A 16,031-nucleotide genomic window follows, 5' to 3' on the forward strand; every position below is an offset into this window, starting at 1 on the left:
GCCCGAACCTCCGTTTCCACTAACGTTGCTGTTCCGTTTTTTTTCTTCCTCCCGGCTGGTGAATTTAATGGGTACCTCCTGTTCCAAAGTCATCATAAGAAGACAGGTGGGCATGATAAAACACCACATCGCCGTCCTGCAAACTAAACGTTGCTCCATACGGGTCGACAAAGCGATGCTGAAACCCTTCTCGTCGCCATTGATTGCTGAGCGGTGCGTGGATATACTGCAAATGTGGTTGATTCACCTGCTGATTGCGAATCGTTTCAATATTGAAATTGACAATGATGTACCCGTCCCGCAAAAAAATAGGCGACTTATCGTCCAGCCGATTGGTGCGTCCGTACTCGGCCAAGTTGAATCCTTTGGGGACGACATACGGTGCAGCAGGTAGACTGTATTCGCCGACCCAGCGCTGCACTGACGCATGAGCACGCGAAACGTCGATGCCGGAAGGAACTTCCATACTGCCGATAAATGTCCGAAGCCGTGGCGGGAGCAACATGACATCATATCCGCCCACGTAAACGGGCTGCTGTGCATCTTTCAAAAACTGCTGAATAAACGTTTGCTGGTTGCCAGACGCACCGTTCAGCGACCAAAGGGAAGATGCCGTGTTCGTCAGTTCCTGCTGGGACATATTGCGCAAGCGGGTGTCCAGCGTCACATGACGCCGCTCCACATCTGCACTGGAGCCGATGCGAATAAAACGTTTATTCCCCGAATGATAGTACAAGTCCACCTCTTGCCGGTTCTTGCCCTTGCTGTCGACAAAGTAAAAGGTTGGCGTAATCTTGATCCCGTCGTCCGAACCGAACATGTTGCCCATACTCTTCAATTCAAATTTAATATGGTAGCCGGTTTTGACAGCCACGTTTTTCTTGCCGGCATCCGGATGGCTCCCCGGTCGTATCGGCAACACGTAAGGAGGCTGATTCCCCCGTGCTGCGCCGTCGATGCCCTTCGTCCCCACCCAATAAGCGTTGCCAGTCGGCGTTGCACTTCCTCGTTCTCTGCGAAATACGGTCTCCCAATTAAAGTCGGCAATGTCTGTGATGCGGAAATCATAGACACGGCCGATCACTTCAACCGGCACAACCTGTGTGGCCACATGGTGCGTCAAGTCTAAATTGGCGTTCATTTGTGACGTAAAGGAGGGAGGACTGTTTTCAGCAATGGTTCGGAATAGTACATCATAATTGCCCTCGTCCACCCAAACAGGTAAATAAAACGTTGTCTGAATCTGGCCGACCGGGATCGACGTCCATGTTTCTTTCGGGATCAGCGTTTTCCGATCCGCTTTGTACACGTCAAACGGAAACCATACTTGCTTGTCGCGCATATACTTGCCATAGTCGCGATTGCCGTAACCCTTTATATCCCGATGCGCTCCATTGGTTGGGATGATGACCGTAAATGGACGATCCAGAATAAGCGCGGCTCTCCCTGCGGTCGGCAGCGTTTTTTGATTATGCGCCTGATCGTCAGATACGGAAGCCTGGTTGACGACCGGCGTATGCACCGTCACCGGATTAATGCCATCAATGGGATAGCTTTGGTTCTGGCCGCCTCCAATTCCTTCGATGAGCGCATAGAAGATCGTGCCGGAGCTTGGCTGTTCGGCCTTGTTGGGTTTGCTGGCATCGATCAACAAACCGTTGCTATACAGAACATTTTGTCCGATCTCGGGCGGAGTCGGTATCTCCCTCGGGGGCGGGGCGGTTTCTTCCGTGATCCGGTTGTCCATAATCGTTTGCCCGTTAAAGATCAGTGAGTCATTTTTCACTTTGATTTTTCCGACAGCCTGTTCCGCTGCGTTGGTCCAATCCTCATTCGGCACAGATGGACGGCTGGAACCTCCTTGAATCGTTTGCCCAGGCAGCGTCACATTTTGATAGACCGGATCGATAATATGAGCCTGATGGGTGGCGTCGTGAGAAACCGAGACCCTTGGCTGCGCGTAGCCGTTCGGCTTCAAGGTAACTTGTCCGCTGGGTAACGCGTAGTTGGAAACCTCTGCTTTTTGCAAGCCATATACCTCCAGACGATCAATGAGCCAGTAGCTGTACTTGCGCTCCACGGTATAGCTTTTCGTTACGGTTTGTGTATCCGAGCGTGAAACAGGCACTCTGGTTGGATTGCCTTCGCTGTCCGGGGGACCGGAAACGTATTCCGTCCAGCGCAGCGTGTATGTTCGACTAACGGTAATCGGGTACGTCTTCGTCCCTTTGATTTCCGTAAATTTGTTTCGGTACAGATACGCTTTGGCATTCGCTTGAACATAAAGACTCTCCGATGTCGGGATGCCTTGAAGCACGTCGAAGCGTTCCGCACCGCGAGTATCCGCTTGGATCACAGCCGAAGCATCGGGATTCATCACTTCGTTTTCCTTGACAGCTCCAGGCTCTGTTTCGTCATCCGTACCGCCATTTCCCCCTTTGTATATGCCGATAAAATTGGAGCCTCCGGAACCGACAAAGATGGACCGATCCAGCAACTTGCTATCTCCTTTTTCCTGAATAAACAATTTCTCGTCGGGCTTGTTGTTGTTCGTGATATAAGACCGGATGATTTCATACGTCTGCCCGTCTTTGGTCAGTGCGGCTTCAAACGTGTGATTCACTTCATCTCCGGTCGCATATTCGCCTTTATCCACCTCTTTCAGGACTTGGCCGCCTTCTGTCATATAAATCGCCTTCACCGTATTTTCCTCATGGTATTCGGCGATTAGATTCGTTCCGCCCAGCGCGACCGTAAAGCTGCGAATGCGCACTTTTTCGTTCGTTTCCGGGTTTTCCTGCACCCACGTTTTTCGCGACGGGTCTTGCTTCGGTGATATATAGGAGCGAGCGATGGTATACGTTTTTCCATTGTCTTCGATCACCGCCGGAAATTCATGATTGATCGTTTCCCCGATCTCGAACTTTCCTTTTTCAAATGTCACATCCGGTCGGTCAATCACCCGTCCGTCTACTGTTTTAGCGATAACGTCCACCGGGAATTCCGCACTACGATATGGAATATGCAAGCCAAAGTAATCATCCAGATCGTCCGGAAATCTCCAGCCTTCCGCTTGTTTGATCCCGGACAACGTATAAAACGGACCTTTCCGCACCGAGCCGTCCGCATTGACCGATACCATCACAGCATAAAAGTAAAGATCGTCATTGTTCTGAATGCCTTCCATTCCTGCTTGCCAGAGGCGCTGCGTCACGATTTCTTCGGGGATTTCGTAGTATGATGTCAACGGTTGCCCCGGTACAGGAGGATCGGGATGCTGCCCGATTTGTCGTACTTCCTGATTCATAAACAAGGCATGCGGCCTGCTGCGCGGGTCAGCGCATTGTTTGGGCGATGTTGTGCTGCAAACTTGCTCCCGGGTCACCACCCAGCCCACCGTCCGATACCGAATCGAAGTGCTCGCCGCCGTGCTGGTGATTTCGAATTGAATCTTGCCGTCACGGATAATCACTTGCGGGGGAGCTGCCGCCGCTTGTTGAACGACGAAAAACGGCATAAAAAAAGTGCATGCCAGCAGCATGCACAGTACACGTTGATAAAGTTTTCTGTTGCTCACCGATCATTCCACCTTTGAAATCGTGTGGTTGAAAAACAAGCTGGCCGTGGGCGAGACCTTTAACGTGCTTCCCCAATGGCCGCCGACGTTGGTGACCATTTTGATGTCGGCGTACCCTTCATACCACACATTCTTTTCAAAATCTGCTTCCTGCGGAAACCAGTTATCATAAATCAACCGTTCATGATGTTTAAACGAGAGGAATTGAACCCGAAACTTGACGCGAATATAATCCGCTCCAAACCCGTCATAAAAAATCATGGACGGCTCCGGTTCCAGGTAGCCCATAATATGAATTTGATTTTCTTTCACCCAATCCACATATTCACGAATGTATCTCAATTCCGCATTGGAGTTTTGCATCTTCGTTGCAAACATGGCCTGCGCCCACGTATCATCAATCGTGCGGTAATCTACATTTAACAACAAAGCGCCAAACGTTTTTAAGTGTCCCATCCAGATGTCCACGTTCTGCTTGTTGTATTCGGGGATGGTCGCGTACAGTTCGGAAGACACTTTGCTTTCTGAAGGACGGGAGGGGGGTACGCCATCTCGTACATCTCATTGGGAACATCGGCCAAAATGTAGGGATAGTCCGCCGCATTTTTCGGAAGATCCGTCTTGCGGAGCAAGCGGCCCCATTCATCCGTGTCGCTCTCAGAGATGTCCTTCGTGTGAATTGTCACCGTTGACGTACTGCCGTCCCATTCCACCTCTGCGCCCAGCACCTCGCTGACAAAACGCAGCGGCACAAACGTCCGGCCGTCCTTGGTTACCACTTGCGTATCTAAAGCGACCTCTTGTCCATTGACAAGCGCAATATTTGAACCGATTTGCAGTCGAATCTGCTGGCCGTCCCGTTCAATCGGCACCGATTGGCTCGGAGCTTCCCAGCCAACCTTGGCACCGAGCGACTCTGCGACAAAGCGAAACGGCACTAATGTCCGCTGGTTCTCATCAACATAAGCTTGGGCATCGGGAAACCATATTTTCTTGCCGTCCAGCACCACGCTTACAAACGCAGGAGGAAGACTGGCAGCACTTGCCGTAGCCCCGAACAAGCTGCTAACCAGGACGGCAATCGTCATGGCCATAAACCATTTCTTCACTCATTTCACCTCTTATTCAAGTAATCCTGACTGGACTGGTTGTACTGTTACTACTAGCATAATGTGCATGAGTCAGACTGTCCACCCTTAGAAAGAGGAACAAGAAAGCGGCATATAGCCCTGTTGCGCCGCCGCTTTTTCGCTTGCGAACGTTTCTTCTATCGGATAGGAGTACGGACAGCTTTTGCGATAATACACTTTCATATTGCCTTTCATTGCTCCCACAATCTCCGTTTGCTTCATCACGCGGCTGCCGCCCAGTGCGTAGTTGTTATATACCTTGCGTCCCATCGGAATTCCCTGCATAAAAGCCACAACGCCTACATCGGCAATCGTGTTATGCCATTCCTCTAGCGGGATGGACGGCAGTGTAAACGTATAGGAAAGACCATTTCGCAGGGCGACCTCGTTATGCTTGTTGATCCGATAGGACAGCTCATCCTGTATTGCGCCCACGATCGTGCTGCGCCGCACTTCATGAAATAACGCCGCATCTCTTAACAATGGAATGTTGGCCTCCGCCTGAATGTCCCTACGAAAACCTTCATGCCAACTACGAGTCGCCGCAGCATACACCAGCACTTGTTCATCCAGCGTAAAGGAATAGCTGTTGCCGTTTGAATCGGTATACGCATAGGGCCGTTTGGTTCCCCAAGCCGGTGCCATAACCGTTTGGCCGTTACGATCTGTCCATTCATCCTCAGCATAGACATAAAACCCGTCGTATCCAATGACGACAATCACCGGAATGTAACGGTTCAACACCCCTTGCGCAACCGGATCGCCGGATATGCCGAAATTGGCGTACAACGTCCGGTAAAACGCCGTGAGCGCTTCCTCCCTGTTGACCGCCACTCGCTTGACCGACTCGTAGCGTGACTCATGCTGCTGATCAGCATTGATGATGAGTGCTTGTGCCGCCGCATCCACCGCAGCATCCATGGCAGCGTCATAACGCAGTTCGAGCAGCATCGTTTGACGCATCAGTTCCACATCAATCTGATTGATTGTGGCAAACGGGAAAAAGATCAGCACACCAACGACAGCCCATTCAATCCACTTCATTGCGTACCACCCCGCCATAAGGAATGAATATTTTATCGTTCGGGCTGACGGTGCTGTTCAGAAAATCAAACAAGACCGTGCCGGGCGTACGGCTCACATTTTTGACCGTGACGGTGAACGTATCGCCCACCCGCAGTTTGTACCTTCTTGACGGGTCGTCTCTGGGGGCAGAGCTACCGGGAAACAGCACCGGCAAGATCTGAGCGTTGTAAAACGCATCGTAATGCACTTCATACGTACCCTGGAACGTTTCTGGCCTGGTCGGATCGTCATATACCGGCACATATTTCTTGCTTTCATGTTCCATCTGCACATCGAAATCAAGGCCCGTCGCCTCAATAGTTTGTCTGAAATCGGTATACATGGTCGGTGAAATATATCCTTTGTCACGTACCGCATCCACAAACGCCGTTGTCGCCCGCAGGACGACTAATTCTGAAATATCATCCTGCTGCTGGAACGCTGTGTAAATCGGGTAGATGTAAAGCAGCAGTACGGCAAGCAGTATCGCAAACACCTTGATATAACTGTTCATGGCATTCTCCTCAACGTGTGACGACTACCAGGCGCAACAGCCGCCCGTCCGTGTCACGTTCGTGCAAGACGCTGTATCGGCCATGGAGTTGGATTCTGTCTGAAAACCATTGCTCCCGGTTCACCGGTGATGCGTATCGGACGCCATCCACCACGATTTCCGCATCTCCTTCTTCCAACCGCGCGATGGCCTGAAACACTTCGGTTCCCGACATCCTGCCATCACCGGACAAGGGAGACAACGTTTGCCGGATGGTCCGGTCCTGCGTCATACCGGCGAGATAGGCCGTATCGGCAAGCGTCGCGCCGTTTTGAAACAGCCATAGCCCGTTAACCACGGCGATCAAAAACAGGAGACAGGATGCACTCACCTCCAACATCGTTCGCGTCGCGTAATCCAATGGCTTCCTCCTTTCAGCAAAAGGGGGCGACAGCTAGACGGACGCCCCTTGGCTTCATTTCATTTTCGCACCTTATTGTTGCCGGAACACGATCCCGCGAATGACATTGCTGCGATCCAGCACCAATTGCGCCTGAAACTTTCCGCTCGGATTGACATAGTTCACATTGGCTTCATCGACGGTATGCTCCAGACGTCCAGGCGCATCGCCAACGACCGATCCATACGTAATGCTGTCCATCGGAACGCCAATGTTGATGACTTTGCCATACCACTGCCCGGTCGGGTTTTTCCCGGTGATTATTTGGATGCCAAACTGTTCCTGATCCGAAAACTTGCGCAGTGCATTGACGACTTGACTGCCCGAAAGTGTCGTGTTGTCATACACTGTAAAGGCCGTCTGAGATAATTCCGTTTGGATATTGCTAAAATTGCTTTGAGCTGCTTTTGTTGAATCTTGTGCGGAAATAAACAACACGACGGCGAGGGTAATGAGCGCAATTGCGAGGAAAATGCCCGCCGCCATTACCAGCGCCTTTTGTGCATTGGACATGGTCGATCTCTCCTTTAAATGTAGAAATAAAAAACGGTCCTTTCCAACATGGAAAGCACCGCTAAAGGTGAATCATTGAATGCGTTGCAATTGCTCGTAGTACACCGACATTTGGTTCAAGCTGACAACAATGAGCGGAATGACCAGATAACCGAAAATGAGCGCCATCATTGGTGCGAACCCGATCATTCTGCCCCAGCCCGCCTTGTGCTCAATCAATCGTTCGTACTCCTGCTTGCGTTCTTCCTGTGCATACACGTACTCGGACTCCAAATCATCAAACGCTTTTCGAATTGGCAGCGTGCTTTCCGCCAGTTCCAGCTTTTCCACCATGCGCACGAATGGCTGAAAAGGCGCATCCTCCTTGAGCTGCGCCAGCGCCTGTTCAGCGCCTTGATCAAAATGGAGCAGGCATGTTTGCACCGGTTCTTTGAACACGCGGGCGAACTGCTCCATCCAAATCAGCAAATGCTCTACCGACATGCGATCCATATCGGCCAGTATCGCAATGACCGCCTGCAATTGATCCACTTCATGCTTCATTTCCATTTGCCGCATCTTGCGCTGGAACAGGCGAATGCCGACCGGCGCCCAGTAGCCGACCCAGCCCGCCAAAACGGTCAATAGTGCTTGCCACCATTTGACGTATTGCCTGTCGAGTTTCTCCAACTTGCCCATAATGCGCTGTGTATCCGCGCGAAGCGCTTCATCCGAACGTTCTCCTCCAGTCTCCATTCTCAACAGGTCCAAGAGCGACTCCTCTGTAGGCCTCACCCCCTTTACTTGATCGATGATTCTCCGATCCAGCACGGCTGCTTCCAGCGCTTTTTCCTGCTCCTCAGGCGTCGCTTGACCAAACAGCGTATCAGCATACACCGGCGCGTACAGCACTTGATGCCGATCCGCATAAGACAAAGCTATGAATAGTCCCATTGCTGCAAGAAAAGCCATGCTTCCCGCCACGATTCGCTGGACATAAAACCATTCCAACCGCAAAGGAGAAGCCGTTTCTTTCAGCAGCTTCACCATCCGTTCCGCTTCCCTTGAGCCAGGAGCAGGACCCAAACGGTGAACAAGCCAACGCATCCAGCCCCGGCCGTGCAGCCATTTTTCCCATCTCTTTCGGCTGGTGATTTTCGGTGAGGTCTCCAAGTTCTGAATATGACGAAGCAGAACATAGGAGAGCCAAACGACCCCCATCAAGCCGAGCTTTATACTCCAACCCATCACACTGCTGTAAAAGGCGTCCATCGCCGAAAAATAATAGCTGGCCCATGCTTCAATCGGACGGGTAAACAAGAGCGGAAGCAGGGCAATAACGGACAGTCCATGCAGCAAAAATCCAAGGCGTTCCCGGCGCAACAGTTCAAAGTTTAATTCACCGGCCAATTTTCCCAATGCCTTCAAATACAATGATCCGCTATCCGTTTGTTTGTCTCCGTATTCCTTCACCAGATACGACAATCCGGCCAAACCTTTCAAATAACGGTTCGGAGCCGCTTCCAAGTATTGTTCCAGTCGTTCTTCCGCGTGGCTGTCGGTCAACACTTCAACGATTTCCTGGCCGTGCAAAGTCATTTCATACGGCGCTTCATCCGTCGCTTCGTAAATCGCTTCTTCTACCATTCCGTGTCGGTGATAATGATGACGGACATCCCCGAAAAACTGGCGTAGCTGACGCAACAATCGCATTTCCAACCGTTGTACGAATACGTCTGTTAACATGCCGTGGCAAACCCAACCGCCAATCATCAGCATGACAAGTGTAAATACATCGCGCACCCAAAGCGTGATCGGCACAGCCGCTGCAAGCAACATGCCCCAGAGCCAAAGCGCCGTCCGCATCGTCTCCAGACGCAGCTTCCACTCATCGCCCAGGTGGAGAATGACCAAACGACGACGAATGAAGTGTAAGTAGGTACGCAAGAGCGGTACACGAGAGCAGAGGGTATAGAGTTGCTGCATGCCGTTGTGCAATGCCTGCTTGTTGCTCGTTTTAGCAGGTTGGCGCAAGGCTTCATACTTTCGTGCTGCCCCGGCTTCCCCATAGCGGGACAAAAATTGAAACGCTAAGACCGCCCCAAGAAACAACAGCGTCGCTCCGCCAAGCAGCAGGGAAAGCCACTCAAGATTCATCGCCATCCCCCCAATTACACAAAAACGCCTCGAAAGCTGCCTGGTCCGGACCGGCAAGCCGCTCGGCAATCTCTTTGCGGCTTTGTTCGGACAACGGATGAACCGCGACATAACGGCCGTCCCGATATTCAATGACATTTCGCGCTTCATACAATTTCCGATCCGTGGAGCGATGGAAGTAGTCCGTCACCGTCTCCATAAACGCATCCATCTTCTCATCGAGCGTCTTTTTCTCGCGAAAGTCTGTCCGGTAAGGCATTTCCTGTGCAAGCGGTACGCATTCCGTGATGCGCTCGATATAGCGGCGACCGTCCGCATCCCGTTTTAAATGAATATCGAAGTTGATGACGCTGACCACTTGCTGTTCTGCCACCTGTTCATTGGTAAACACGCCGGTTTTGAGCAATGAATTGCGCAAGGACAACACCAAATCGCGAAACGTTTTGGCGTGGTGGGTAAACAACGTAAAAAGTGAAGCCACTTGCGCCATTTGGATCATCCAGGCCGCTACCGGGTCGGTCGCCACTTCACCCAAAATGTTGACCGAGCCGTCCGTCTTTTTCTGTATGTCCAGCCCAGCCTGACCGGAGATCGTTTCCGTTTCCCGAAGGCTGAGAATATTACGATTCGGATAAATTTTGCGCAGTTGCAGTTCAAAGCTCATCTCTTGAACGCGAATCGGAAGCAGGGCGGATATATGACGCACCATGGCCATAAGCAGCGTCGTTTTCCCGCTGCCTTGCGCGCCAGTTATCGCCGTAATGCGCTCTCCCATCACAAGATAGCGAATCAGAGCAATCGGCAGTTCCGCATGTTCATCGCGAATCAGCTGTTCCAAAGTGGCATTTTGCACATCAAATTTGCGCACAAAAAAAGCCCACGACTCGGCAAATCGGGGGCGCAGCACCACGACACGAGAACCGTCGGCCATTTCATTCACCTTGTATCCGGTCGTTTCGGACAACTGGCCGGGAAAATTATGCTTGTAGATGTTTTGGCATACGCGCCGCAGTTCCAGTTCCGATCCAAAGGAGAGGAAACTAAGGTGGATGGATTTCCCCTCATAAAAAACCCACACACTGTCATGCGCCCGCGGCACCTCACCGAGTTGAACATCCCCTTCCCAATCCCATGTTTCTTCCCATACGGAAGGCGGCAAACCGGAAACTCCACCGGACACGCCGTCAATGCGCATATCGCGCAGTTCGTCCACGACACTAAAGCCTTTGTAGTGCTGGTAAATGCGCTGCACCACGATTTGCAGTTTATCTTCTTCCGATAGCTGGACGTCCTCTTGTTCATAAATCTCGCCGATCTCCTCAGACGTGATACGGTAAGACAGCTCCTGTTCTTCTAGGACATCCGGCTTGGGCCGATCCAGATCATAGCGGCGTATGAGTTCACTAAGCGCACGATAGCCGTGACGTTTTTTGTATACATGAAGCAAGATGTCAAACCGATCCTGATGCGACAACGATTCAGGGCGATCAAACGGGATCAACCGGTTCAGATGTTCATGATCCAACGTATAGTGCTGTGCAAGCAAATCGGTTATATATTGCTTGACATACATTTTGTCACGCAGATCACCAGACGTGCATCCGCGCAGCGCTTTTTTCATCTCGGCCCGCTTGTTTTTCCGTCGCCGGTACTCTTCTTCTGATAGACCGTAATCCGTCAGATTGGCGCTTATTACGTCATGCAGTGCTCCTTTGACGTATTCTTCCATCGCCTTCAACGTGTACACCGGCGCTTCCTGCTGGCGTTCCGGCAAGGTTCGGCTCATGCGCAAATACAAGAACAATACGCCAATCAAGACAATGCCTCCGATCAACAGACCATGTAACACGCCCATCATATCGGGGTCTCCTTCCCGCCGAAAAAGGCATTGTGCAAGCCCGTTTGTTCAGTCAAGGCCTGTGCCAACGCTCGCACGTCCCGCATAAACAAATAGTTTTCATGCTCCCTCGGCACTTGCCGATTACGATACATGTAAGAAATCGCGTGCCCGTTTTGTCCATCATCCAACCACCGTGTATTGTAACTGACCAAATATGCTCGCAAATGCCGTCCGTATGGACGCAACAAATTTTTAATGGTTAAAGTTGAATGCCGGTCATATTTTCCGAACACGAGCACATGCTTTTTAGTTGCGAGCATCGTTTGAAGTTCACCCATCCGAAAAAAACGATGGACAGCCAACCGATTTTGCGGGAGGCACACCACCAGCACATCCGCCAGCCGCAGTAAACTGTTGGTCCAATCCGATGAATTTCCGCTGCCGCCATCCACAAACACAAGATCATACATCCGTTTCGCCATGCTTAGCAGCGGTTCCATCCAAGGGGTGGCCAAGTCAATAAAACGATCATCCGGCTTGCTTGAACCCGGCAGCAAGTCGAGCCTGTCCTTTAACAAAGGCAGCGTGTAATCCCGAATCATGTTGGGTTGCAATTTTCGGTTTTGCAGCAGTCGCAATAACGCATCTACACCCATATTGACTGAGACATCCATGTCCATCTCCCGAGAGGCATGCGTTTGATAAAAGCATTGCTTCAAGGCGATATCTTGACTTTCACAATGACCCAGCAGCAACATGTGTGCCGTATATTCCAGTCCCATGACCGAGGCAGTCGCTGCCAGATTACTCGTTGTCCCGGTTCCCGATACCGGACTCCAAAACACAATTGTATGTCCCGTCACCGTGTCCCCTCCTTTTCTCAATCATTTTGATCAGCCTGATTAGCGACGGAAGATGGCACGTTCTTGGCGAATTCGCTTCCATGCCTTGCGAACGGTTTTGTCGTCCCAATCAAACAGCCGCTGTGCCATCTCCCATATCGTGCGACGATACGTTCCCGATAGCCCCTTCACATCGATGCGGCCATGATGCTGGTTTTCCAGCTCGGCAGATACATCATGCTCATCCAGCGGAAAACGAAAAACCGCTTCCTCCCAGCGAATGGTCTGCTGAGCAAAAGCGGAATCGAGATACGCTTCGGAGACGGTCAGAGGAACAACGGATAGCATCATCTTGTAAAACGATACCGGTTGATTCTGCGCTTCATGCAAGCATAACCGCTGCATCAATTCGACATTTCGCTGCATGGTCAATCGGTTGAAATTGCTGCACCAGATCCGCTTGTCGTAATGGGGCAACTCCCACCCTTTGACCATTTCGGTATGGTCGGTGTCCATCAGCATCACATCGTAATCCATGCCATTTGCTTTCTGATACAAGTATCGTTCCATCTGCGAATACAAGATAAACCCACAGGCCACGTCCACACCTTCAAACTCGTAGAGCGGGGCGCGTAATTCTTCCTGCGGCAAATATCCCTGTGTCGTTTGTGCGAGAGTGGAGTCCACCACCAGCACCTTGTAATCCATTGCGGCCAGGAGTTTGCCAAGCAATAACAGCACATGGCTTTTATCCGGCGCTCCTAAAAACACAATCTTTTTCATGGTTCCTCCTTATTGATTGAAGATATCTGAATAATCCAGGTCCGTTTCTGACTCTGGCTCGGATGCAGGCGGTGGATCGGGCAACGTCGCTTCGGGCGATTCTTCTTCTACCACGACCGGAAGGGAAGAAGGCGGCTGTTCATCTTCTCCTTGCACCGACTCTTGGTCATCCTGCTCCGGGAAACTAAGGGGCTGCGGCATTTGCTGAGCGGCATTGCTTTGCTGTGTTGCGGCCCGTTCATTCATGAGTTGTTGCTGCACGGTGACATTGCCGTACATCACCCGCATTTTGTCCGCTTCGCTCATTTCATTCAGGTTGCTTTCCAACCTTTCGCGTTGCTGACGAGCCAGCTCAGTAGAAACCTGCTCAACCAGGTTCGGGTTTTGCTCCAATAAATCCAACACCATCGGATTGGCCGGATAAGTCGCCGTCGCTGCCTCTTGCAGTCCCGGTTCGATATAGGGCACCGCGTATAATCTTGCGCCTTGCAGATAAGCATCGATGATCGCGCTTGATGTGAGCAGCAGGTCGGTTTCATTCATCTCCAGCCAAATAACGGTTCCCTCGCGATCAAGCACCTGCTTTTTGGCAAGCACAACGAAATCTTCGCCAGTCGGGAAGTTGATCCTCACATCGATATACTGTGATTTTTCCAGATGCGACGGAAGCTGGATGATTTGAAACTCTTGTGTCCGCACATCCTTGGCAATCGGCGTGCCCTCATACAGCACAGAAGCAAGAAGCGGCATTCCCGGGGAAATTTCAACTTTAGTATGTTTACCGACCGCCTCTTCTTTCTTAGCGATCATCTCGGACGAAACCAATGCGGTCGGCAAGGTCATCGCCGTAATGTCTTCCGGTACGATCTGACCGCCAGCCGGAATGGTTCGAGCCACGGTCCATACCGTTTGCAGCGATTCTTCTTTAGTCGCTGTTAACTGTTCTATTTGCCTCTCATAATGAGCGATCACTTCCTGATGTTCCTGCTGTTGTTCAGCTTGTCTCATCAAGTGAAAAATGACAGCCGACACGAGCAAAAGGATGCCGAACAAAATGGCAGCGATCACCAGCATCTTGCGATGACGATAGGTCCAAGACATGCTCACGACTCCTTTCTATACCAAATGAATTTCAACTTCCTTCCTTCTTATTGCTTTTATGCTTGTCTCGACTTCTTTTTCTTCGTTCCTCTTTAGCTGTGTTGGAACGCTCAGATTCATCTTCCGGTTCTCTACGGTCAAAACCGGGCCTTTCTTTCATTAAGCGCTCGTATTTCCGCCATTTACCTTCAGTAAAGAGCATGTAAGTCACCTCCTCGTAAGCACAAAAAAACTCCCCGGCTATGGAGAGAAAGGAGTGGCTATTTTTAGTTGATGTTGCTTAAGATTATCGTTCATGTTCGCGTTGCCGCTTGCGATACCAGCTTTCCAACAGTTGAACAATAAGCTCTTCCTTTTGTTTTTCAGTGAAATTCTTAGGGAAAAAGCGATCAATGCGCTCCCGCTGAATGTGCATTTTTTCCCTCTGATTGGGCTTTTCCTCCGTCAAAATAAAGAAGATAACATCCATGTTGAGCCGTCCGTCCTGACTCAGTTTCTTCATACGCAGCGCCTGCGACAAAGAAGGAGTACAGTCCTCGGACTGCATCGTTTCATAAAGGTCTTGCTGCTCTTTTTCGGCCAAGTAAGACAACTCGACAGCCGGATTAAACGCGATACGTTTTTCATCTACCATTTCAAGAATGGAAGGGATTAAATGAGTCAAGCGGATATATCGCTGAATTTGATTGCGACTTTCTCCTACTTGATCTGCTAACAGTTCATCGGAACGTTTTTGTGTCCCAACTTGGGACACATTTTCTTTACTTGGTCTGCCTGCCTGTCTTTTCATCGCCTCCAACTTCATCTTATAGGCAAACGCCTTCTCGCTAGGCGCGATATGTTCCCGTTGTAGGTTGCTGTCCACCATAATTATGGTTGCCTGATCATCGTCCAGTTCTCGAACAATGCAAGGCATCGTTTCCATGCCAGCCAACTCGCTCGCCTTTTTTCGCCGATGTCCGGCAACCATCTCATACCCGCCTTCTGCCTTCGGACGTACCAATCCGGGAACCAACACCCCGTATCGCTTCACACTGTCCGCCATTTCCAGCATTGCTTCGTCCGCCATTACTTTGAATGGATGATCGGGGAAGTCGCTGATCTCAGATATTGGAAGTTCCATGACTTTTTCCCGCTGCGCATCCGCTCGCCCCTCATCAGTCGAAAACAAATCATCGACTGTGGTCAGCTTGATGCTGGCGCGTCTGTCGTCTTTCCTTGCCAATATTCTGCACCTCCTTTGTTAAAGCTGCATAAGCTTTGGCTACTTGTCCGTTTGGGTCATGCTCATAAATGCTCTTCCCCTTGGCACTTGTTTCCGCCGCCCGAATAGAAAGGGGGATTTCCGTTTGAAATACTCGCAGCTTGTCGCCATAATCGCGCCGAAGAACAAAGGAAATATCCTTGGCAAAGTTGGTCCGGCTATCCACCATCGTCAGCAGCACGCCATCTACCAGCAGTTTCGGGTTGATTTGGCGGCGGACACGGGAAATGGTTTGCAAAAGCTGCGTCATTCCTTTTGCCGGCAAATAATGCGCCTGAACCGGAATGATGACGCTATCAGCGGCCGCCAGCGCATTGATGGTCAACATGCCCAAGCTGGGCATACAGTCAATGAGGACGTAATCATAGTCCTTTTTCACCTTGTCAATATAGGAGCGCAAAATTGTTTCTCTGCTCATTGTATTGACAAGCGAGACTTCCACAGCAGACAATTCGATATTACCGGGCATCAGGTCAATCCCCTCGTGGTGATGCAAAATGCCTTCTTGTGGCGGATACGGTTCTTCCAACATATTTTTAACGAGCAGTGTAGCCAAAGAAATCGGCAAACTATCCGGTTCGTGGTAACCTAATGAATCCGTCAGATTTCCTTGCGCATCTGCATCCACCAGAAGAACCTTCCTGCCTTCTGCCGCCAAGCCAATACCCAAGTTGACGGCCGTAGTCGTTTTGCCGACACCGCCTTTCTGATTGGCAAGAGCAATCACCTTCGTCATACGCTGTTCCTCCTTTCATGCAAAAAGCCGGCTGCCTGAGAGATTCAGGACAACCGGCTCTTTGAAGAAATATCTATATAAAAAGAGAACG

General features: G+C 50.8%; 15 protein-coding genes. All 15 read right to left on the reverse strand.

Features of this window, described 5'->3' with window-relative positions; translation table 11 throughout:
• Nucleotides 1–64: 64 nt before the first annotated feature.
• Nucleotides 65–3,577: a DUF5704 domain-containing protein gene (locus BN2762_RS25020; protein WP_055109598.1), complete on the reverse strand. Its 3,513-nt coding sequence runs from the start codon at nt 3,575–3,577 to the stop codon at nt 65–67.
• A gap of 3 nt (nt 3,578–3,580) precedes the next feature.
• A complete protein-coding gene (locus BN2762_RS27995; protein ID WP_230202597.1) occupies nt 3,581–4,045 on the reverse strand; it encodes a hypothetical protein in 465 nt (154 codons plus the stop codon).
• Nucleotides 4,021–4,686, reverse strand: a complete 666-nt coding sequence (locus BN2762_RS28000; RefSeq protein ID WP_230202598.1) for a copper amine oxidase N-terminal domain-containing protein — start codon at nt 4,684–4,686, stop codon at nt 4,021–4,023. The genes BN2762_RS27995 and BN2762_RS28000 overlap by 25 nt, the downstream gene beginning before the upstream one ends.
• Before the next feature lie 87 nt (nt 4,687–4,773).
• Nucleotides 4,774–5,751 (reverse strand): hypothetical protein, encoded by a 978-nt coding sequence (locus BN2762_RS25030; protein ID WP_055109600.1) that lies wholly within the window; start codon nt 5,749–5,751, stop codon nt 4,774–4,776.
• On the reverse strand, nt 5,738–6,286 hold the full coding sequence (locus BN2762_RS25035) for a hypothetical protein (protein ID WP_055109602.1): 549 nt from the start codon (nt 6,284–6,286) through the stop codon (nt 5,738–5,740). The genes BN2762_RS25030 and BN2762_RS25035 overlap by 14 nt, the downstream gene beginning before the upstream one ends.
• A 10-nt stretch (nt 6,287–6,296) precedes the next feature.
• Complete coding sequence (locus BN2762_RS25040; protein WP_055109604.1) at nt 6,297–6,686, reverse strand: hypothetical protein; 390 nt, start codon at nt 6,684–6,686, stop codon at nt 6,297–6,299.
• A 72-nt stretch (nt 6,687–6,758) separates the two neighbouring features.
• On the reverse strand, nt 6,759–7,238 hold the full coding sequence (locus BN2762_RS25045; RefSeq protein ID WP_007130992.1) for a hypothetical protein: 480 nt from the start codon (nt 7,236–7,238) through the stop codon (nt 6,759–6,761).
• A gap of 72 nt (nt 7,239–7,310) precedes the next feature.
• A complete protein-coding gene (locus tag BN2762_RS25050; RefSeq protein WP_055109606.1) occupies nt 7,311–9,374 on the reverse strand; it encodes a hypothetical protein in 2,064 nt (687 codons plus the stop codon).
• Nucleotides 9,364–11,232 carry a P-loop NTPase family protein gene (locus BN2762_RS25055; RefSeq protein WP_055109608.1) on the reverse strand — a complete coding sequence of 623 codons (1,869 nt, stop codon included), beginning with the start codon at nt 11,230–11,232 and terminating at the stop codon, nt 9,364–9,366. The genes BN2762_RS25050 and BN2762_RS25055 overlap by 11 nt, the downstream gene beginning before the upstream one ends.
• The gene (locus BN2762_RS25060; protein ID WP_055109610.1) at nt 11,229–12,077 is read right to left on the reverse strand and encodes a CpaE/TadZ family protein; all 849 of its coding nucleotides are present in this window, start codon (nt 12,075–12,077) and stop codon (nt 11,229–11,231) included. The genes BN2762_RS25055 and BN2762_RS25060 overlap by 4 nt, the downstream gene beginning before the upstream one ends.
• 39 nt (nt 12,078–12,116) lie before the next feature.
• The gene (locus BN2762_RS25065; protein ID WP_055109612.1) at nt 12,117–12,839 is read right to left on the reverse strand and encodes a hypothetical protein; all 723 of its coding nucleotides are present in this window, start codon (nt 12,837–12,839) and stop codon (nt 12,117–12,119) included.
• 9 nt (nt 12,840–12,848) lie between these two features.
• Nucleotides 12,849–13,940, reverse strand: a complete 1,092-nt coding sequence (locus tag BN2762_RS25070) for an SAF domain-containing protein (protein WP_055109614.1) — start codon at nt 13,938–13,940, stop codon at nt 12,849–12,851.
• A 31-nt stretch (nt 13,941–13,971) separates the two neighbouring features.
• Nucleotides 13,972–14,142: a hypothetical protein gene (locus BN2762_RS27160; protein WP_154674789.1), complete on the reverse strand. Its 171-nt coding sequence runs from the start codon at nt 14,140–14,142 to the stop codon at nt 13,972–13,974.
• A gap of 84 nt (nt 14,143–14,226) precedes the next feature.
• Nucleotides 14,227–15,165 carry a ParB/RepB/Spo0J family partition protein gene (locus BN2762_RS25075; RefSeq protein ID WP_055109617.1) on the reverse strand — a complete coding sequence of 313 codons (939 nt, stop codon included), beginning with the start codon at nt 15,163–15,165 and terminating at the stop codon, nt 14,227–14,229.
• Nucleotides 15,113–15,940: a ParA family protein gene (locus BN2762_RS25080; RefSeq protein WP_055109620.1), complete on the reverse strand. Its 828-nt coding sequence runs from the start codon at nt 15,938–15,940 to the stop codon at nt 15,113–15,115. The genes BN2762_RS25075 and BN2762_RS25080 overlap by 53 nt, the downstream gene beginning before the upstream one ends.
• Nucleotides 15,941–16,031 lie beyond the last annotated feature (91 nt).

Origin of the sequence: Paenibacillus ihumii (assembly GCF_001403875.1) — a bacterium.
GTDB lineage: Bacteria > Bacillota > Bacilli > Paenibacillales > Paenibacillaceae > Fontibacillus > Fontibacillus ihumii.

Bases quoted from the DNA above. Each gene is read 5' to 3' on its own strand.
- BN2762_RS25030 (WP_055109600.1), bottom strand. From the start codon at position 5,751: ATGAAGTGGATTGAATGGGCTGTCGTTGGTGTGCTGATCTTTTTCCCG.
- BN2762_RS25035 (WP_055109602.1), bottom strand. From the start codon at position 6,286: ATGAACAGTTATATCAAGGTGTTTGCGATACTGCTTGCCGTACTGCTG.
- BN2762_RS25045 (WP_007130992.1), bottom strand. From the start codon at position 7,238: ATGTCCAATGCACAAAAGGCGCTGGTAATGGCGGCGGGCATTTTCCTC.
- BN2762_RS25050 (WP_055109606.1), bottom strand. From the start codon at position 9,374: ATGAATCTTGAGTGGCTTTCCCTGCTGCTTGGCGGAGCGACGCTGTTG.
- BN2762_RS25055 (WP_055109608.1), bottom strand. From the start codon at position 11,232: ATGATGGGCGTGTTACATGGTCTGTTGATCGGAGGCATTGTCTTGATT.
- BN2762_RS25065 (WP_055109612.1), bottom strand. From the start codon at position 12,839: ATGAAAAAGATTGTGTTTTTAGGAGCGCCGGATAAAAGCCATGTGCTG.
- BN2762_RS25070 (WP_055109614.1), bottom strand. From the start codon at position 13,940: ATGTCTTGGACCTATCGTCATCGCAAGATGCTGGTGATCGCTGCCATT.
- BN2762_RS27160 (WP_154674789.1), bottom strand. From the start codon at position 14,142: ATGCTCTTTACTGAAGGTAAATGGCGGAAATACGAGCGCTTAATGAAA.
- BN2762_RS25080 (WP_055109620.1), bottom strand. From the start codon at position 15,940: ATGACGAAGGTGATTGCTCTTGCCAATCAGAAAGGCGGTGTCGGCAAA.